The following is a 15,172-nucleotide window of genomic DNA, read 5'->3' as shown; positions in this document are numbered from 1 at the left end:
CGGTAGCCGCTGCTTCAGGTGCGGGACTCAGCCTGCACCGCCGCAGGTTTTGCCACTGACACCGCCAAGCAACGCAATTTCTGAACAGCTCTAGGCCTTCAGCGCTGCTTGCACGATCGCGAGGGCTTCGGTCTTGGGGATTCCCAGCGCTTGGGTGATCTGCGCGTAGGTCGCGGCGGCTTCGGCGGCTCGCGCGGCGGCCTGGTCGCCCGCATCGCTGACGAAAGTTCCTGCTCTGCCGCGTGTTTCGATCAGCCCGGCCTGTTCGAGCTCCCGGTAGGCCTTCGCGGCGGTGTTCGCCGCGATCCCGAGCTCGGCGGCCAGCGCCCGCACGGTGGGCAGTTTCGCGCCGACCGCCAGATCACCCGACGTGATCTGCTCGGCGATGCTGGACCGCACCTGCTCGAAGGGCGGTACTTCGGAGTCCGGATCGACGCTGATCCGCATACGCTCACCGTCCCGATTCGCGCACAACACCATGACCCACCCAGTATCGGACTTCCCCGTCCGCCGCTCCCACCGGGGTCCCGACGGTGCTCACGATTTCAACGGAAATCAGAGTTCCGAATTCCATGGAAATCGTGGTTCTGATTTCCATGGAAATCGTGAACACCACGTCCGGAGGTGACGCTCAGGGGTGGTGTCGGGGACGGGAGAAGGGGAATCGGGTCGTGTTGGATGAGGGGTCGGGTCAGGTTCGGCGGAAGGTTTTGAGGAGGGTTTGGGCTGCTTGGGCTGGGGGGAGTTTGCCCTCGGCGACCTGGGATTCGATGGTGGGGAGGATCGACTGGACCTCGGGGTCGTGGGTGAGGTCGGCGATGAGCTGGTCGCGGACCATCGACCAGGTCCACTCGATCTGCTGCCTGCTGCGCTTGGCCGCCAGTTCGCCGGACTCCGACAGCGTCGTGCGGTGTTGGCGGATCTGCTCCCAGAGGGTGTCCAGGCCCAGGGACCGCAGGCCGCTGCAGGTCAGGACCGGGGGAGTCCAGGAGGCGCTGACCGGCGTGAGCAGTCGCAGGGCGCTGCGGAGCTCGCGGGCGGCCTTCTTGGCCTCCATCTCGTGCTCGCCGTCGGCCTTGTTGACGGCGATGATGTCGGCGAGTTCCAGCACGCCCTTCTTGATGCCTTGCAGCTGGTCACCGGTGCGGGCGAGCGACAGCAGCAGGAAGCAGTCGACCATCCCGGCCACCGTCACCTCGGACTGCCCGACGCCGACGGTCTCCACCAGCACCACGTCGTAGCCGGCGGCTTCCATCAGCAGGATCGTCTCGCGGGTCGCGCGGGCGACGCCGCCGAGCGTGCCCGCCGACGGCGAGGGGCGCACGAACGCCGAGGGGTCCGAGGCGAGCCGGCCCATGCGGGTCTTGTCGCCGAGGATGCTGCCGCCGCTGCGCGTCGAGGACGGGTCCACGGCCAGCACCGCGACCCGGTGGCCCTGCTCGGTGAGCGTCGTGCCGAGCGCCTCGATGAACGTCGACTTGCCCACGCCGGGCACACCGGTGATGCCGATCCGGTGCGCGCCGCCGCTGTGCGGGAGCAGCTCGGTGAGCATCTCCTGGGTCAGCGCGCGGTGGTCGGCGCGGGTGGACTCCACCAGGGTGATGGCCTGCGCGAGCTTGGTGCGCGAGCCGTCGAGGACGCCCTGGGCGTAGTCGTGGATGTCGATCTTGCGTGGCATCAGTGTTCGAGGCGGGTTCGGAGTTCGTCGAGGAGTCCGGAGGCGGCGTCGGCGATGACGGTGCCGGGCGGGAAGATCGCCGAGGCTCCGGCTTGGCGCAGGGCGTCGAAGTCGGCGGGCGGGATGACGCCGCCGACGACGATCATGATGTCCTCGCGGCCGATCGCGGCCAGTTCCTCGCGCAGCGCGGGCACCAGGGTGAGGTGTCCGGCGGCGAGGCTGGAGACCCCGACGATGTGCACGTCGGCTTCGGCGGCCTGGCGGGCGACCTCGGTGGGGGTCTGGAACAGCGGGCCCACGTCGACGTCGAAGCCGAGGTCGGCGAAGGCGGTGGCGATGACCTTCTGGCCGCGGTCGTGGCCGTCCTGGCCCATCTTGGCGACGAGGATGCGCGGCCGGCGGCCTTCGGCCTCGGCGAAGTCCTCGACCTGCTGGCGGGCCGATTCGAGCTGCTCGGACGGGCCGGATTCCTCCCGGTACACGCCGGAGATCGTACGGATCTGGCCGGAGTGGCGGCCGAAGACCTTCTCCAGCGCGTCGGAGATCTCCCCGACGGTGGCCTTGGCGCGGGCGGCGTCGACGGCCAGCGCGAGGAGGTTGTGGGCGAGGTCGTCGGGGCGGTCGTCGGACAACGAGGCCTCGGCCGTGGCGGTCAAGCGCCGCAGCGCGTCCTCGCACGCCTGGGTGTCGCGCTCGGCGCGCAACCGGCGGAGTTTGTCCAGCTGCTGGTTGCGGACGTCGGCGTTGTCGACCTTGAGGACCTCGATCTGCTCGTCGCCGTCGTAGCGGTACTTGTTGACGCCGATGAGGGGCTGGCGGCCGGAGTCGATGCGGGCCTGGGTGCGGGCGGCGGCTTCCTCGATGCGCAGCTTGGGGATGCCGGCGTCGATGGCTTGGGCCATGCCGCCTGCGTCTTCGACCTCGGTGATGTGGGCCCAGGCGCGTTCGGCGAGGTCCTGGGTGAGCTTTTCGAGGTAGTAGCTGCCGCCCCAGGGGTCGATGACCCGGGTGGTGCCCGATTCCTGCTGCAGCACGAGCTGGGTGTTGCGGGCGATGCGGGCGGAGAAGTCCGTCGGCAGCGCCAGTGCCTCGTCGAGGGCGTTGGTGTGCAGGGACTGGGTGTGGCCCTGGGTGGCGGCCATGGCCTCGACGCAGGTGCGGGCGACGTTGTTGTAGACGTCTTGGGCGGTCAGCGACCAGCCGGAGGTCTGCGAATGCGTGCGCAGCGACAGCGATTTCGGGTTGGTCGGCTCGAACTGCTTGACCAGTTTCGACCAGAGCAGGCGCGCGGCGCGGAGTTTGGCGACCTCCATCGCGAAGTTCATGCCGATGCCCCAGAAGAACGACAACCGGGGCGCGAACGCGTCGATGTCCAACCCGGCCTGCTTGCCCGCGCGCAGGTATTCCACGCCGTCGGCCAGCGTGTAGGCGAGTTCGAGGTCGGCGGTGGCTCCGGCTTCCTGGATGTGGTAGCCGGAGATGGAGATGGAGTTGAACTTCGGCATCTTCTGGCTGGTGTAGGCGAAGATGTCGGAGATGATCCGCATGGAGGGCTGCGGAGGGTAGATGTAGGTGTTGCGGACCATGAACTCCTTGAGGATGTCGTTCTGAATGGTCCCGGCCAACTGCTCCGGTGCGACACCTTGTTCCTCGGCCGCGACGATGAACAGCGCCATGATGGGCAGCACGGCGCCGTTCATGGTCATCGACACGCTCATCTTGTCCAGCGGGATGCCGTCGAAGAGCTGGCGCATGTCCAGGATCGAATCGATCGCCACACCGGCCATGCCGACGTCGCCGCCGACGCGGGGGTGGTCGGAGTCGTAGCCGCGGTGGGTGGCCAGGTCGAAGGCCACCGACAGGCCCTTCTGCCCGGCGGCGAGGTTGCGCCGGTAGAAGGCGTTGGACGCTTCCGCGGTGGAGAACCCGGCGTACTGGCGCACGGTCCAGGGCTGGTTGACGTACATCGTCGGGTACGGGCCGCGCAGGAACGGCGCCAGACCCGGGTAGGTCGACAGGAAGTCCAGACCGTCCACATCGGATTCGGTGTAGAGCGGCTTGACGTCGATGCCCTCCGGGGCCTCCCACGCCAGCGCGTCGGACTCCTTGCCGGTGGCCGCCAGGACCTCCGACCGCCAGCGGTCCTCGTCCGCGCCGGACGGGGCGTCCAGCGGGACCTCGGCGAAGTTCGGGATCTGCGTCATCGTCGGACTCCCAACTCGGCGTGCACGGCGTCGAGGACGGTCAGCGCGTCGCAACCGGCGTGGACGTAGCCGTCGACACCCTCGACGTCGCTCGGTTTCCCGGCCAGCAGAACGGTTTTCGCACCGGCCTGCCGAAGCGCCTGCGCGGTCTCGGCGGCGCGCTCGGCGTAGATCTTGTCGCTGGAGCACAGGCACACCACCGGAGCGCCCGAGTAGGCGGCCAGCACCGCATCGGTCGAGTCGGTCGCGCCCGCTTCGGTGGAGTCCAGGCCGCCCGCGGCGAACAGGTTGCGGGCGAACGAGGCCCGCGCGTTGTGCGCCGCCAGCGACCCCAGCGTCGCGAGGAACACCGCAGGTCGCTCACCGGTCTCGGCCAGCCGCGCGTCGGCGGCGTCGCGCAGCGCCTCGAAGTCCTCCGCGTAGCGGTGCACCGGCAAGCCGCCGCCGGGCTGCTCCGGAGCGGGGGTGCGCTCCAACGGCGCCTCGTGCAGGTTCGGGAACTCGGTCACCCCGGTGATGGCGTCGCTGCGGCGGGCGATCGCCGCGCGCCGGTTCTGCCAGGTGTCGGCGATCTCCTCGGCCACCAGACCGGATCGCAGGGCCTCCGGCATCCCGCCGACGGCCTCGATGCGCTGGAACCACGACCACGCCTTGCGGGCGAGTTCGTCGGTGAGCGATTCGACGTACCAGGAGCCGCCCGCGGGGTCGATCACCTGCGCGAGGTGGGATTCCTCCAGCAGCAGAGCCTGGGTGTTGCGGGCGATGCGGCGGGCGAAGTCGTCCGGCAGGCCGATGGCGGCGTCGAAAGGCAGCGTCGTGACCGATTGGGCCCCGCCGACTCCGGCGGCGAAGGTGGCGATGGTGCCGCGCAGCATGTTCACCCACGGGTCGCGGCGGGTCAGCATCGCCTGCGAGGTCACCGCGTGCTGGGTCTGCGCCCGCGCCTGCTCGCTGACCCCGGAGGAGCGGGTGACCTGCTCCCACAGGCGGCGGGCCGCGCGCAGCTTGGCGATGGTCAGGAACTGATCCGCGGTGGCCGCGTAGCGGAACTCCAGCTGCCCGGCGGCGGTGTCGACATCCATGCCCGCCTCGGTGAGCCACCGTAGGTAGGTCACCCCGACGGCCAGCGAGCAGCCCAGCTCCTCGGCGTCGGAACCACCCGCGTCGTGGAACGGCAACGCATCGACGGTCAGTGCTGTGAGCTGCGGGAACTCCGCCGCGCAGCGCTGGGTGAGCTCGACGGCGGCATCCCGGTCGCCGGCCTGGCCGGTGCGCGCCTGCAGCCCGAGCGGGTCGGCGCCGAGGTTGCCGCGCAGCTGTCCGGACGGCACGCCCTGCTCGGCGGCCAGCGCCAGGAAGGCCTTCGCGGCGGCGGCGAAATCGGCACCCGCGTCCAGCGTCACGCCGATCATGTCCAGGTGCACGCCGTTCAAGGCGTCGGCGAGGTCGTCGATCGCGATCCCGGCCGCGCCCAGGCGCAGCCACAGCGAGGAGACGCCGTTGTAGAGGTCGGCCAGGACCTCGCGGTTGGTCTCGGCGGCGTCGGGGTGCTCGTGGCGCTGGCGCACGTCCCAGCCCTCGGCGACGCCGCCCTGCGGCCGGCTGCCGCGCACGAACGGCGCCAGGCCCGGAAGGCCCGGGTCGGCGGGCGCGGAGGTGTAGAGCGGGCGCACCCGGATGCCGTCGTGGGTCGTCGAGTTCAGCACGTCCTCGACCGGTCCCGCGGGCGGCTCGTCGCCGACCAGACCGGATCGTTCCAGCACCTTGTGAACCTGCGCTTGCCACTGCTCGCGGGTCGGCTCCGGGAACTCCGCAGCCAGCGGGAGCTCCGGCCGGCCGCCGCTCGTCGTCGAGTGCGCCACCATACGGAGGATGGTAAGCCGCTGCTGGGGCTGTGAAACCGATCAAATCTGTGACGCGTGTCTCTGAATGGTAAACGGCGTTCACTACTGCACGTCAGGCAAGCGCCGAAGGCGCTTTCTTTTTCCCCGCCTGAGCAAGCGGCGCCGCCGCGGGTTCTCAGGCGTCTTCTGGGGAGGACAGCCGAAGCGCCGTGCATTGGCCATACATCAGTCTCGGATCCCGGAGCCAGAAGGCGTCTGAGGTTCCGCTGCCCGCACCGCTGAGCAAGAGGACCACGGATTCTCGAACAGCTACGGCTGGGTGCCGCAGAGGTGGTAGACCCATCCGTGCTCCGGGGTGTAGCGGAGTTCGTACTGGGTTTCGATCTTCGGGCCGTCGTGCAGGTGGATGTGCTTGAGCAGGCGGCCTGCGACTGCTTCGTGGTCGCGCAGGTCCTGGACTCTGCCGTCCAGCGGCCCGCCGACGAAGCGCACGTTGCGGGTCGACATGGCGCCCTCCTCTCGCCCGACACCGAGGCCGTCTCCCATGGTCGCTGATCACCACGGTCTTCCACCAGCAACGACACCGGGCCGGAGGAAGGGTCGTGCCTGGCCACCCCGGGTGACCAGCGCTGGGGATGGCCAGGGACGATGGGGGGACGATGAAGCTCACCGACCAGCTCCCAGCGCTCACCGCCGGCGATCCCGATCCCGATGCCCAGTTCGAGGCGTTCGTCGAATGGACGATCTCATTGGGCATCGAGCTCTACCCGGCGCAGGAAGAAGCGCTGATGGAGGTCGTGACCGGCGCGAACGTGATCCTGTCGACCCCCACCGGATCGGGTAAGAGCATGGTGGCCACCGGCGCGCACTTCGCGGCCCTGGCCACCGGCAAGCGCAGCTTCTACACAGCCCCGATCAAGGCGCTGGTCTCGGAGAAGTTCTTCAGCCTCGTCGACGTCTTCGGGGCGGAGAACGTCGGCATGATGACCGGCGACTCCAGCGTCAACGCCGACGCGCCCATCATCTGCTGCACCGCGGAGATCCTGGCCAACATCGCGTTGCGCGACGGCGCGGACGCCGACGTCGACCAGGTCGTGATGGACGAGTTCCACTTCTACGCCGAACCCGACCGCGGCTGGGCCTGGCAGGTGCCGCTGCTGGAGCTCCCGCGCGCCCAGTTCGTGCTCATGTCGGCCACGCTCGGCGACGTCAGCTCCTTCGAGGAGGACCTGACCCGACGCACCGGCCGCAACACGGCGGTGGTCACCTCCGCTGAGCGGCCCATCCCGCTGAACTTCCGCTACGCCAAGACCCCGCTGCACGAGACCATCGAGGAACTCCTCGCGGGCCAGCAGGCCCCGGTCTACGTCGTGTACTTCAACCAGGCCTCCGCGCTGGAGCAGGCGCAGGCGCTGATGAGCGTCAAGGTCGCCTCCCGCGAGCAGCGCGACTCCATCGCCGAGGCGATCGGCGACTTCCGGTTCACCGCGGGCTTCGGCAAGACGCTGTCGCGGCTGGTCAGGCACGGCATCGGCGTGCACCACGCCGGGATGCTGCCGAAGTACCGGCGGCTGGTGGAGCAGCTCGCCCAGGCGGGTCTGCTCAAGGTCATCTGCGGCACCGACACGCTCGGCGTGGGCATCAACGTGCCGATCCGCACCGTGCTCATCACCGGCCTGACCAAGTACGACGGGATCCGCACCCGGCACCTCAAGGCGCGCGAGTTCCACCAGATCGCCGGCCGCGCCGGTCGTGCCGGCTACGACACCGCCGGGTTCGTCGTGGTGCAGGCGCCGGAGCACGAGATCGACAACGAGCGGGCGCTGGCCAAGGCCGGGGACGACCCGAAGAAGAAGCGCAAGCTGGTGCGCAAGAAGGCTCCCGAGGGTTTCGTGTCGTGGAGCGAGAAGACCTTCGAGAAGCTGGTGGAGGCCGAGCCGGAGCCGCTGCGCTCCAGCTTCAACGTCAGCCACTCCATGCTGCTCAACGTCATCAACCGGCCCCACTCCGATGGGAGCAGCGATGCTTTCACGGCGATGCGCCACCTGCTCGAGGACAACCACGAGGACCGGCCGACCCAGCGCAAGCACATCCTGCGGGCGATCGCGATCTACCGGGCGCTGCTGGCCGCCGACGTCGTCGAACAGCTCGACACCCCCGACGACCAGGGCCGCAGGATCCGGGTGACGGTGGACCTGCAGTTCGACTTCGCGCTCAACCAGCCGCTGTCGCCGTTCGCGCTGGCCGCCATCGAACTGCTCGGCACCGAGTCGCCGACCTACGCGCTGGACGTGCTCAGCGTCATCGAGTCCACGTTGGACGATCCGCGACAGGTGTTGTCGCAGCAGCAGTTCAAGGCTCGCGGTGAAGCCGTGGCGCAGATGAAGGCCGACGGCATCGAGTACGACGAGCGCATGGAGCTGCTGGAGGAGATCACCCACCCCAAGCCGCTCGAAGAACTCCTCGAAGCCGCCTACGAGACCTACCGCAAGGGGCACCCGTGGGTCGGTGAGCACGAGCTGTCGCCGAAGTCCGTCGCGCGCGACATGTACGAGCGGGCGATGAACTTCGTCGAGTTCGTCAACCACTACGGGCTCGCCCGCTCCGAAGGGCTCGTGCTGCGCTACCTCGCCGACGTCTACAAGGCGCTGCGGCACACGGTGCCCGACGACGCCAAGACCGAGGAGCTCACCGACATCATCGAATGGCTCGGCGAGCTGGTCCGCCAGGTCGACTCCAGCCTCCTGGACGAGTGGGAGAAGCTGCGCCATCCCGGTGACGATCCCGCCAAGGCGGCACAGGTCGAGCCCGAGCGCGTCACCCGCAACCTGCGCGCCTTCCGGGTGCAGGTCCGCAACGCGCTGTTCCGCCGCGTCGAACTCGCCGCGCTGCGCCGCTACGAGGCGCTCGGCGAACTCGACGCGGACGAGGGCTGGGACGCCGACGCGTGGGCGGACGCGTTGGAGGACTACTTCGACGAGCACGACGAGATCGGCATCGGCCCGGACGCGCGCGGCCCGCAGATGATCATGATCACCGAGGAGTCCGAGCGCTGGCTCGTGCGGCAGATCTTCGCCGACCCGGCCGAGGACCACGACTGGGGCATCAGCGCCGAAGTCGACCTCGCGGCCTCCGACGAAGCCGGCGGCGCGGTCGTCCGCATCACCGACGTCGGCGAGCTCTGACGCGCTGCGGGTCTGCCGGAACCGCCCTACGATCCGGGCGAGATCACGGCAACTCGTGAAGGGGTTTCGTCATGCCGCAGACCGTCGTCGTCGGAGTGGACGGATCGGAGGAGTCGGTGCACGCGCTGCGCTGGGCCGCCGACCAGGTGCGACAGGTGGGCGGAATCCTGCACGCGGTCACCATCTGGCACCAGCCGGTGCAGTTCGGCTACCACCTCACGTCCACCGACGCGGAGCTGCAGAAGCAAGGCCAGGAGGCGCTGGATTCGGCGCTGGCCAGGGTCAAGCCCGACTTCCCGAGTGTCGACATCCGCCCGAAGCTGATCCGCGGCCAGGTCATCGACGAGTTCGTCAAGCTGTCCAAGCAGGCCGACCTGCTGGTGGTCGGCGACAAGGGCCACGGCGCGTTCACCGGCATGCTCGTCGGGTCGGTCGCCGTCAAGATCGTGCACCACGCGGCCTGCCCGGTCACCGTGGTCCGCTGACCCGACTCCGGGTGGTCGGCTGATCACGAGGCGTGCTCACCTCGGTCCTCGGGCGCCTGTATCCTCCGTTGCCTGACGGTGCGTCGGGGGAGTGCGGACCGCCACGGCGGTTGCCTGGACCGAACGGAGCGGTGGGCAATGCAGCAAGCCGAAGATCTCACGCTGTTCGAGCTCAACGGGTGGCAGTGGCTCAACGAACCGGCGAACTGGTTGAACTACGCCGGGCTGACGGTCACCAGCGACACGGACACGGACTTCTGGCAGACCACGCACTACGGCTTCAACCGCGACACCGGGCACGCGCTGCTGCAACCGGTCGGCGCCCAGTTCCGGATGTGCACCAGGTTCTTCGGCGACTACCGCGAACAGCACGACCAGGCCGGGCTGATGCTGCGCATCGACGAGCGGAACTGGATCAAGGCGGGCATCGAGTACGTCGACGGCGAGCAGTACCTGTCGGCGGTGGTCACCCGCGAGCACTCCGACTGGAGCCTGCTGCCGCTGTCGGTGGCCCACGGCGAGGTCGAGTCGGTGACCGTCGAGATCGAGCGCTTCGAGGACGCCGTCCACGTCCGCTACGCCGCCGAGGACGGCGAACCCGTGAACATCCTCCGCATGGCCTACTTCCCACCGGACGTGCCCGCCCAGGCCGGGCCCATGTGCGCCTCCCCGGACGGCGCGGGCTTCCCGGTGCGGTTCTCGCAGCTGACGCTGGCGGAGTGAGCGGCGGGGTTCACGCCTGGCGCGGCGCGTACATGATCACCGCGACGCCGATGAGGCAGATCAGCGCCCCGATGACGTCCCAGCGGTCCGGGCGGAAGCCGTCGAGCAGGACGCCCCACACCAGCGATCCGGCGACGAAGACCCCGCCGTAGGCGGCCAGGATGCGGCCGAAGTTCGCGTCCGGTTGCAGCGTGGCGACGAACCCGTAGATCCCGAGCGCGATCACGCCCGCGCCCATCCACAGCAGGCCCTTCTGCTCCCGCACGCCCTGCCACACCAGCCACGCCCCACCGATCTCGGCGACGGCGGCCAGGACGAACAACACGACCGACCGGACGACTCCCATGCCGGCAACGGTAGGCCACGTCGCTCTGCCGGTTCGGAGGAGGGAACGCGAGTTTCGCGCGAAGTTCGACGTCAGATGCGGACAACTGGAACAGCGGGTCGGTCCGGGATCTCGTTCAGGCGGGGAACGTCGAGCAGGGCGACCCGAAGCCCGGCAACCGCTCGTGGATCACGTCGCTCGGCGGTCCGGATTGAGTGCCGCACCTGAGATCAGGCGGGCAGTGGCGATCAGGTCGCGGGTTTCGGCCTCGTCGAGGAGGGCGCGGGGGCCGAAGTCGACCTCGCCGCCGGACGACGGGATTTGTTGGCGGGGTGCCGCGTGGATCTCGTCGATGCCTGCGGCTTCGGCGATGCGGCGGGCGTTGTGCGAGCGGATCCCGCCGCAGGCGGTGAGGGTGATGCCGGCTCCCGCCATGCGCCGCAGCACCGGGACGCCGTCCTCGGCGCGAGTCGCCCCGCCCGAGGTGAGGATCCGCCGGATGCCCAGTTCGGCGGCGATGTGCGCCGCCTCGACCGGATCTGGGCAGACGTCGATCGCCCGGTGCAGGGCGACCGGGACGCCGCCGGCTTCGGCGATGAGCTCGCCGAGCACGGCGGCGTCGAGCCGCCCGTCCGCGCCGAGCGCGCCGACGACGACGCCGGTCGCTCCCGCGGACACGGCGTGCCGCACGTCGGCGCGCATCGCCGCGACCTCGGTGGGCGAGTACGCGAACCCGCCCTCCCGAGGCCGGATCAGCACGTGCACCTGGCTGCGGTGGCACCGGTCGAGCACCGCCGACAGCAGGCCCGGCCCGGGAGTCAGCCCTCCGAGCGCCCCGGCCGAGCACAGCTCGATCCGGTCGGCCCCGAGGCGATCCGCTGTCACCGCACCGTCCGCGCTGTCGGTGCTGATCTCGACCCTCACATCAGCCCGGTGATGTTGCCGTCGGCGTCCAGGTCGATCGACTCGGCCTGCGGGTGCGAGCCGAGGCCCGGCATGGTGCGCATGTCTCCGCAGATCGGGTAGACGAATCCCGCGCCGACCGACGCGCGGACCTCGCGGACCGGCAGGGTCCAGCCCGTGGGGGCGCCCAGCAACGTCGGGTCGGAGCTCAGCGAGAGGTGGGTCTTGGCGATGCAGACCGGCAGGTCGCCGTAGCCGTTGGCCTCGTAGCTGTCGAGGGACCTGGCCGCCGCCGGTGCGTAGCTGACGCCGTCGGCGCCGTAGACCTTCGTCGCGATGGTCTCGATCTTGGTGCGCAGGTCGGCCTCGTCGGGGTAGAGGACCTGGAAACCGGCCGGTTCCTCGCAGGCCGCGACGACGGCTTCGGCGAGCTCCGCGCCGCCCTTGCCGCCCTCGGTGAAGTGGTTGCTGACCGCCACGCGCGCGCCCTCGGCCTCGGCGACCTGCCGGATCGCCTCGTGCTCGCTGGTGAAGTCGCTCGGGAAGGCGTTGATCGCCACCACCGGGGAGACGCCGTGCAACCGGATGTTGTCGATCTGCTTGCGCAGGTTGTCGGCGCCGGCGAGCACGTCGTCCGGGTTCTCCTCCAGCATCTCCGGCGGCAACGGCTTGCCCGCCACCACCTTGTAGCGGCCGGAGTGCGCCTTGAGCGCGCGGACCGTCGCCACCAGCACGGCGGCGTCCGGCCGCAGCCCGGAGGTGCGGCACTTGATGTTGAAGAACCGCTCGGCGCCCATGTCCGCGCCGAAACCCGCCTCGGTGATCAGGTAGTCGGTGCAGCGGCTGCCCACCAGGTCGGCGACGATCGAGGAGTTGCCGTGCGCGATGTTGCCGAACGGCCCGGCGTGCACCAGCACCGGCGTGTTCTCGGTGGTCTGCATGAGGTTCGGCTTGAGCGCGTCGCGCATGATCACCGCCATCGCGCCCGCGGCCTTGAGCTGCTCGGCGGTGATCGGCTGACCGTCGGGGGTGTAGCCGACGACGATGCGACCGAGCCGCTGCCGCAGGTCGGCCAGCGACGTCGACAGCGCCAGCACCGCCATCACCTCGCTGGCCGCGGTGATGTCGAAACCGGTCTGGCGCGGTCCGCCGTCCTGCCTGCCGCCGAGGCCGGAGACGATGTTGCGCAGGTCGCGGTCGTTGACGTCGAGCACCCGGCGCCAGGTGATCCGGTGCGGGTCGATCCCCAGCGCGTTGCCCTTGTGCAGGTGGTTGTCGACCATCGCCGACAGCAGGTTGTGGGCCGCGGTGACCGCGTGCATGTCGCCGGTGAGGTGCAGGTTCAGGGCCTCCATCGGCACGACCTGGCTGTACCCGCCGCCTGCCGCGCCGCCCTTGATGCCGAAGGTCGGGCCCATCGAGGGCTGCCGGACGGCGACCGTGGAGCGCTTGCCGATGTGGTTGAGCGCCTGCCCGAGCCCGACGGTCGTGGTGGTCTTTCCCTCGCCCAGCGGTGTGGGGGTGATGGCCGAGACCACGACGTAGCGGGCGCGTGGCCGGTCGGAGAGCTCGTCGATGGCGTCGAGAGAGATCTTCGCGACGTTGCGCCCGTAGGGCTCCAGCAGGTGTTCCCCGATGCCGAGCTGCGCTGCGATGTCGTCCATCGGACGCAGCTCTGTCGCACGGGAGATGTCCAAATCGGACGGGATGGTCATGCCAGGACCTCCTGCGAGGTGTCGGTTACGCCGGTCGGTCCGCGTAGCCGGACAGCCGGGCCGCCAGATCGTCGCGCCACTGCACCGTCTTGGTGATCTCGTTGAAGGTGAACAGGTGCCAGCCCGCGATCGGCGAATCCGGGTCGCCCAGCTGCGGGGACAACTCGTCGAACAGCTCCTCCGGCGTGTAGCGTGCCAACATCTTCGAGACCGCGCCGTACTGCTTTCGCAGGAACCGCGTCGACTCACCCAACCCGATCTTCAGCGCGATGCGCAACAGCCGATGGGCGTCCACCACCCCCGGGACACCCACGTACACGGGTGCTCCCACCCCGCGATTCCGCAGGTCGCGGGCCCAATCGTTGATCGTCCGGGGATCGAACGTGATTTGCGAGACCACGTAGTCGGCGTAACGAGATTTCTCCGCCATGGCCCGAACGGCGCAGTCGTCTGGTATGAACGCGTGCCGTTCGGGGTAACCGGCGATGCCGATGCGCGCCGGCAGCCGTCCCATCCGCTCCATCGCGCGCAGCAGCGCGAGGGAATCGGCGAACTCGCCCAGCGGCTTCGCGGCGTCCCCGGCGATCACGAACACCTCGCTCACCCCGGCGGCGTCCAGCCGGTCGAGGACGCCCGCCAGCTGCGCGTGATCGCGGATCGAGCGCGCGGCCAGGTGCGGCACCGCGCGCATGCCCATCGCGGCGAGCCGCTCGGTGAAGTCGATGGTCGGCCCGATGCCCCTGGCCGGCGAGGCCGTCACGGTCACCGTGCTGCCGGGGTCGAGCGCGTCCACCCGCGCGTTGCCCACCGGCAGCACCTCGTAGCGCATCCGGTCGAGGGATCGCTGCAGTTCAGATGCCATCTCGCCCCCTTCACGCGCTCCGCGCCAGGCGCTTGGGGATGTCCTTGGTCGGGTCCAGGAACGGCTTCTCGGACACGACCGCCTGCTGCGGGCCGTGCTGGGTGCGCACGACGAGCTCGGTGCCCGGCTCCTGGTAGGCGATCGGCACCATGGCGTAGCCGATGTTGCCCTCGACGCGCGGGGAGTGGGCGGCGGAGGTGACCTCGCCGATCCGCAGCCCGTGCGGGTCGTGCACCTCGAAGACGTCGATCATCGCGCCGTCGTTGAACGAGCCCACGCTCGGACCGTCGATGCGCACGCCGACGAGCTTGCGGCTCACGCCGTCCTGCTTGATGCGGCGCAACGCGTCCTTGCCGATGAAGTCGGCCTCCTGGTCGAGGTCGACCATCCAGGTCTTCTCGAAGCCGTAGCCGACCTCGAAGGGGTTGGTGTCGGCGGTGATGTCGCAGCCCCACGACAGGATCCCGGCCTCGATGCGCCGGATGTGGCAGGGGCCGATCACGGTGAGGTCGTGCGGCTCGCCGGCTTCCCAGATCGCGTCCCACAGCCGAACGCCCTCGTGGGAGGCGTCGTGCAGGTAGATCTCGTAGCCCAGCTCAGCGGTGTAGCCGGTGCGCGAGACCACCACCCGCATCCCTGCAAGCTCTCGTTCCACCGCGTAGTAATAGGGAATGTCCAAGATGGACTCGCCGAACAGGTCCGCCATCACCGCACCGGACTTCGGGCCCTGGACCTGCACCGGGCCGACGTCGGGTTCGCGGATGTCGACGTCCATGCCGAGCCCGTGGGCCAGGGCCTTGGCCCACATCAGCACGTCGCTGTCGGCCAGCGAGAGCCAGAAGTGGTTCTCACCCAGGCGCAGCAGCACCGGGTCGTTGAGGATGCCGCCGTCGGTGCCGGTGACGAACACGTACTTGCACTGCCCGACCTTGCACTTGGTGAGGTCGCGGGGCACGAGCATGTTGGTGAACTCGAACGCGTCCGGCCCGGTGATCTCCACCTGCCGCTCCACGCCGACGTCCCACAGCGTCACGCCTTCCAGCAGCGCCCAGTACTCGGCGACCGGATCTCCGTAGTGCCTCGGGTGGTACGTGTGGTTGTAGACGCTGTACATCGCCACCCCGTGACGCCGCGAGGCGTAGAAGAACGGGGATTTCCGGATCCGCGGGTACAGCAGCACCCCGGGGTTCGAGTTGACGCTCATGTTGCTCGCTCCAAGCCTCGATCGCGCGATTTCAGTGGAACTCC

The 15,172-nt window shown here is 69.5% G+C and carries 13 protein-coding genes; 3 read left to right on the top strand and 10 right to left on the bottom strand.

Features of this window, described 5'->3' with window-relative positions; genetic code table 11:
- Positions 1-90: 90 nt before the first annotated feature.
- The 5 genes from AB0J91_RS21235 to AB0J91_RS21215 form a co-directional block, all read right to left on the bottom strand.
- Positions 91-447 (bottom strand): GntR family transcriptional regulator, encoded by a 357-nt coding sequence (locus AB0J91_RS21235; RefSeq protein ID WP_363792576.1) that lies wholly within the window; start codon positions 445-447, stop codon positions 91-93.
- 244 nt (positions 448-691) lie between these two features.
- Positions 692-1,678, bottom strand: a complete 987-nt coding sequence (gene meaB, locus AB0J91_RS21230; protein ID WP_363871506.1) for a methylmalonyl Co-A mutase-associated GTPase MeaB — start codon at positions 1,676-1,678, stop codon at positions 692-694.
- On the bottom strand, positions 1,678-3,882 hold the full coding sequence (gene scpA, locus AB0J91_RS21225; protein ID WP_363871503.1) for a methylmalonyl-CoA mutase: 2,205 nt from the start codon (positions 3,880-3,882) through the stop codon (positions 1,678-1,680). Before scpA ends, meaB begins: the two co-directional genes overlap by 1 nt.
- Positions 3,879-5,747 carry a methylmalonyl-CoA mutase small subunit gene (gene mutA, locus AB0J91_RS21220; RefSeq protein ID WP_363871500.1) on the bottom strand — a complete coding sequence of 623 codons (1,869 nt, stop codon included), beginning with the start codon at positions 5,745-5,747 and terminating at the stop codon, positions 3,879-3,881. The genes scpA and mutA overlap by 4 nt, the downstream gene beginning before the upstream one ends.
- Positions 5,748-6,035: 288 nt before the next feature.
- A complete protein-coding gene (locus AB0J91_RS21215; protein WP_363792568.1) occupies positions 6,036-6,233 on the bottom strand; it encodes a hypothetical protein in 198 nt (65 codons plus the stop codon).
- Positions 6,234-6,385: 152 nt separating this feature from the next.
- Between AB0J91_RS21215 and AB0J91_RS21210 the strand changes: the two genes are divergently transcribed.
- The 3 genes from AB0J91_RS21210 (at position 6,386) to AB0J91_RS21200 (ending at position 10,119) form a co-directional block, all read left to right on the top strand.
- The gene (locus AB0J91_RS21210; RefSeq protein ID WP_363871497.1) at positions 6,386-8,911 is read left to right on the top strand and encodes a DUF3516 domain-containing protein; all 2,526 of its coding nucleotides are present in this window, start codon (positions 6,386-6,388) and stop codon (positions 8,909-8,911) included.
- A 71-nt stretch (positions 8,912-8,982) separates the two neighbouring features.
- Positions 8,983-9,396 carry a universal stress protein gene (locus tag AB0J91_RS21205; protein ID WP_363871494.1) on the top strand — a complete coding sequence of 138 codons (414 nt, stop codon included), beginning with the start codon at positions 8,983-8,985 and terminating at the stop codon, positions 9,394-9,396.
- 138 nt (positions 9,397-9,534) lie between these two features.
- The gene (locus AB0J91_RS21200; protein ID WP_363871491.1) at positions 9,535-10,119 is read left to right on the top strand and encodes a DUF1349 domain-containing protein; all 585 of its coding nucleotides are present in this window, start codon (positions 9,535-9,537) and stop codon (positions 10,117-10,119) included.
- A 10-nt stretch (positions 10,120-10,129) separates the two neighbouring features.
- On the opposite strand, the gene AB0J91_RS21195 is transcribed toward AB0J91_RS21200, so the two are convergent.
- The 5 genes from AB0J91_RS21195 to AB0J91_RS21175 all read right to left on the bottom strand — a co-directional run bounded on the left by AB0J91_RS21195 (position 10,130) and on the right by AB0J91_RS21175 (position 15,128).
- Positions 10,130-10,465, bottom strand: a complete 336-nt coding sequence (locus AB0J91_RS21195; protein WP_363871488.1) for a YnfA family protein — start codon at positions 10,463-10,465, stop codon at positions 10,130-10,132.
- Between the two features lie 168 nt (positions 10,466-10,633).
- Entirely contained in the window at positions 10,634-11,368 is a 735-nt protein-coding gene (locus AB0J91_RS21190; RefSeq protein ID WP_363871485.1) for a copper homeostasis protein CutC, read from the bottom strand.
- The gene (locus AB0J91_RS21185; RefSeq protein ID WP_363871482.1) at positions 11,365-13,062 is read right to left on the bottom strand and encodes a formate--tetrahydrofolate ligase; all 1,698 of its coding nucleotides are present in this window, start codon (positions 13,060-13,062) and stop codon (positions 11,365-11,367) included. The genes AB0J91_RS21190 and AB0J91_RS21185 overlap by 4 nt, the downstream gene beginning before the upstream one ends.
- A gap of 25 nt (positions 13,063-13,087) precedes the next feature.
- The gene (locus tag AB0J91_RS21180; RefSeq protein ID WP_363871480.1) at positions 13,088-13,924 is read right to left on the bottom strand and encodes a methylenetetrahydrofolate reductase; all 837 of its coding nucleotides are present in this window, start codon (positions 13,922-13,924) and stop codon (positions 13,088-13,090) included.
- 10 nt (positions 13,925-13,934) lie between these two features.
- Complete coding sequence (locus AB0J91_RS21175) at positions 13,935-15,128, bottom strand: glycine cleavage T C-terminal barrel domain-containing protein (RefSeq protein WP_363871477.1); 1,194 nt, start codon at positions 15,126-15,128, stop codon at positions 13,935-13,937.
- Positions 15,129-15,172: the final 44 nt, after the last annotated feature.

This window comes from Saccharopolyspora sp. NPDC049357 (assembly GCF_040677225.1).
Lineage (GTDB): Bacteria > Actinomycetota > Actinomycetes > Mycobacteriales > Pseudonocardiaceae > Saccharopolyspora.
Note: the sequence above shows the minus strand (reverse complement) of the source record. Positions and strands in the feature narration are given on the sequence as shown.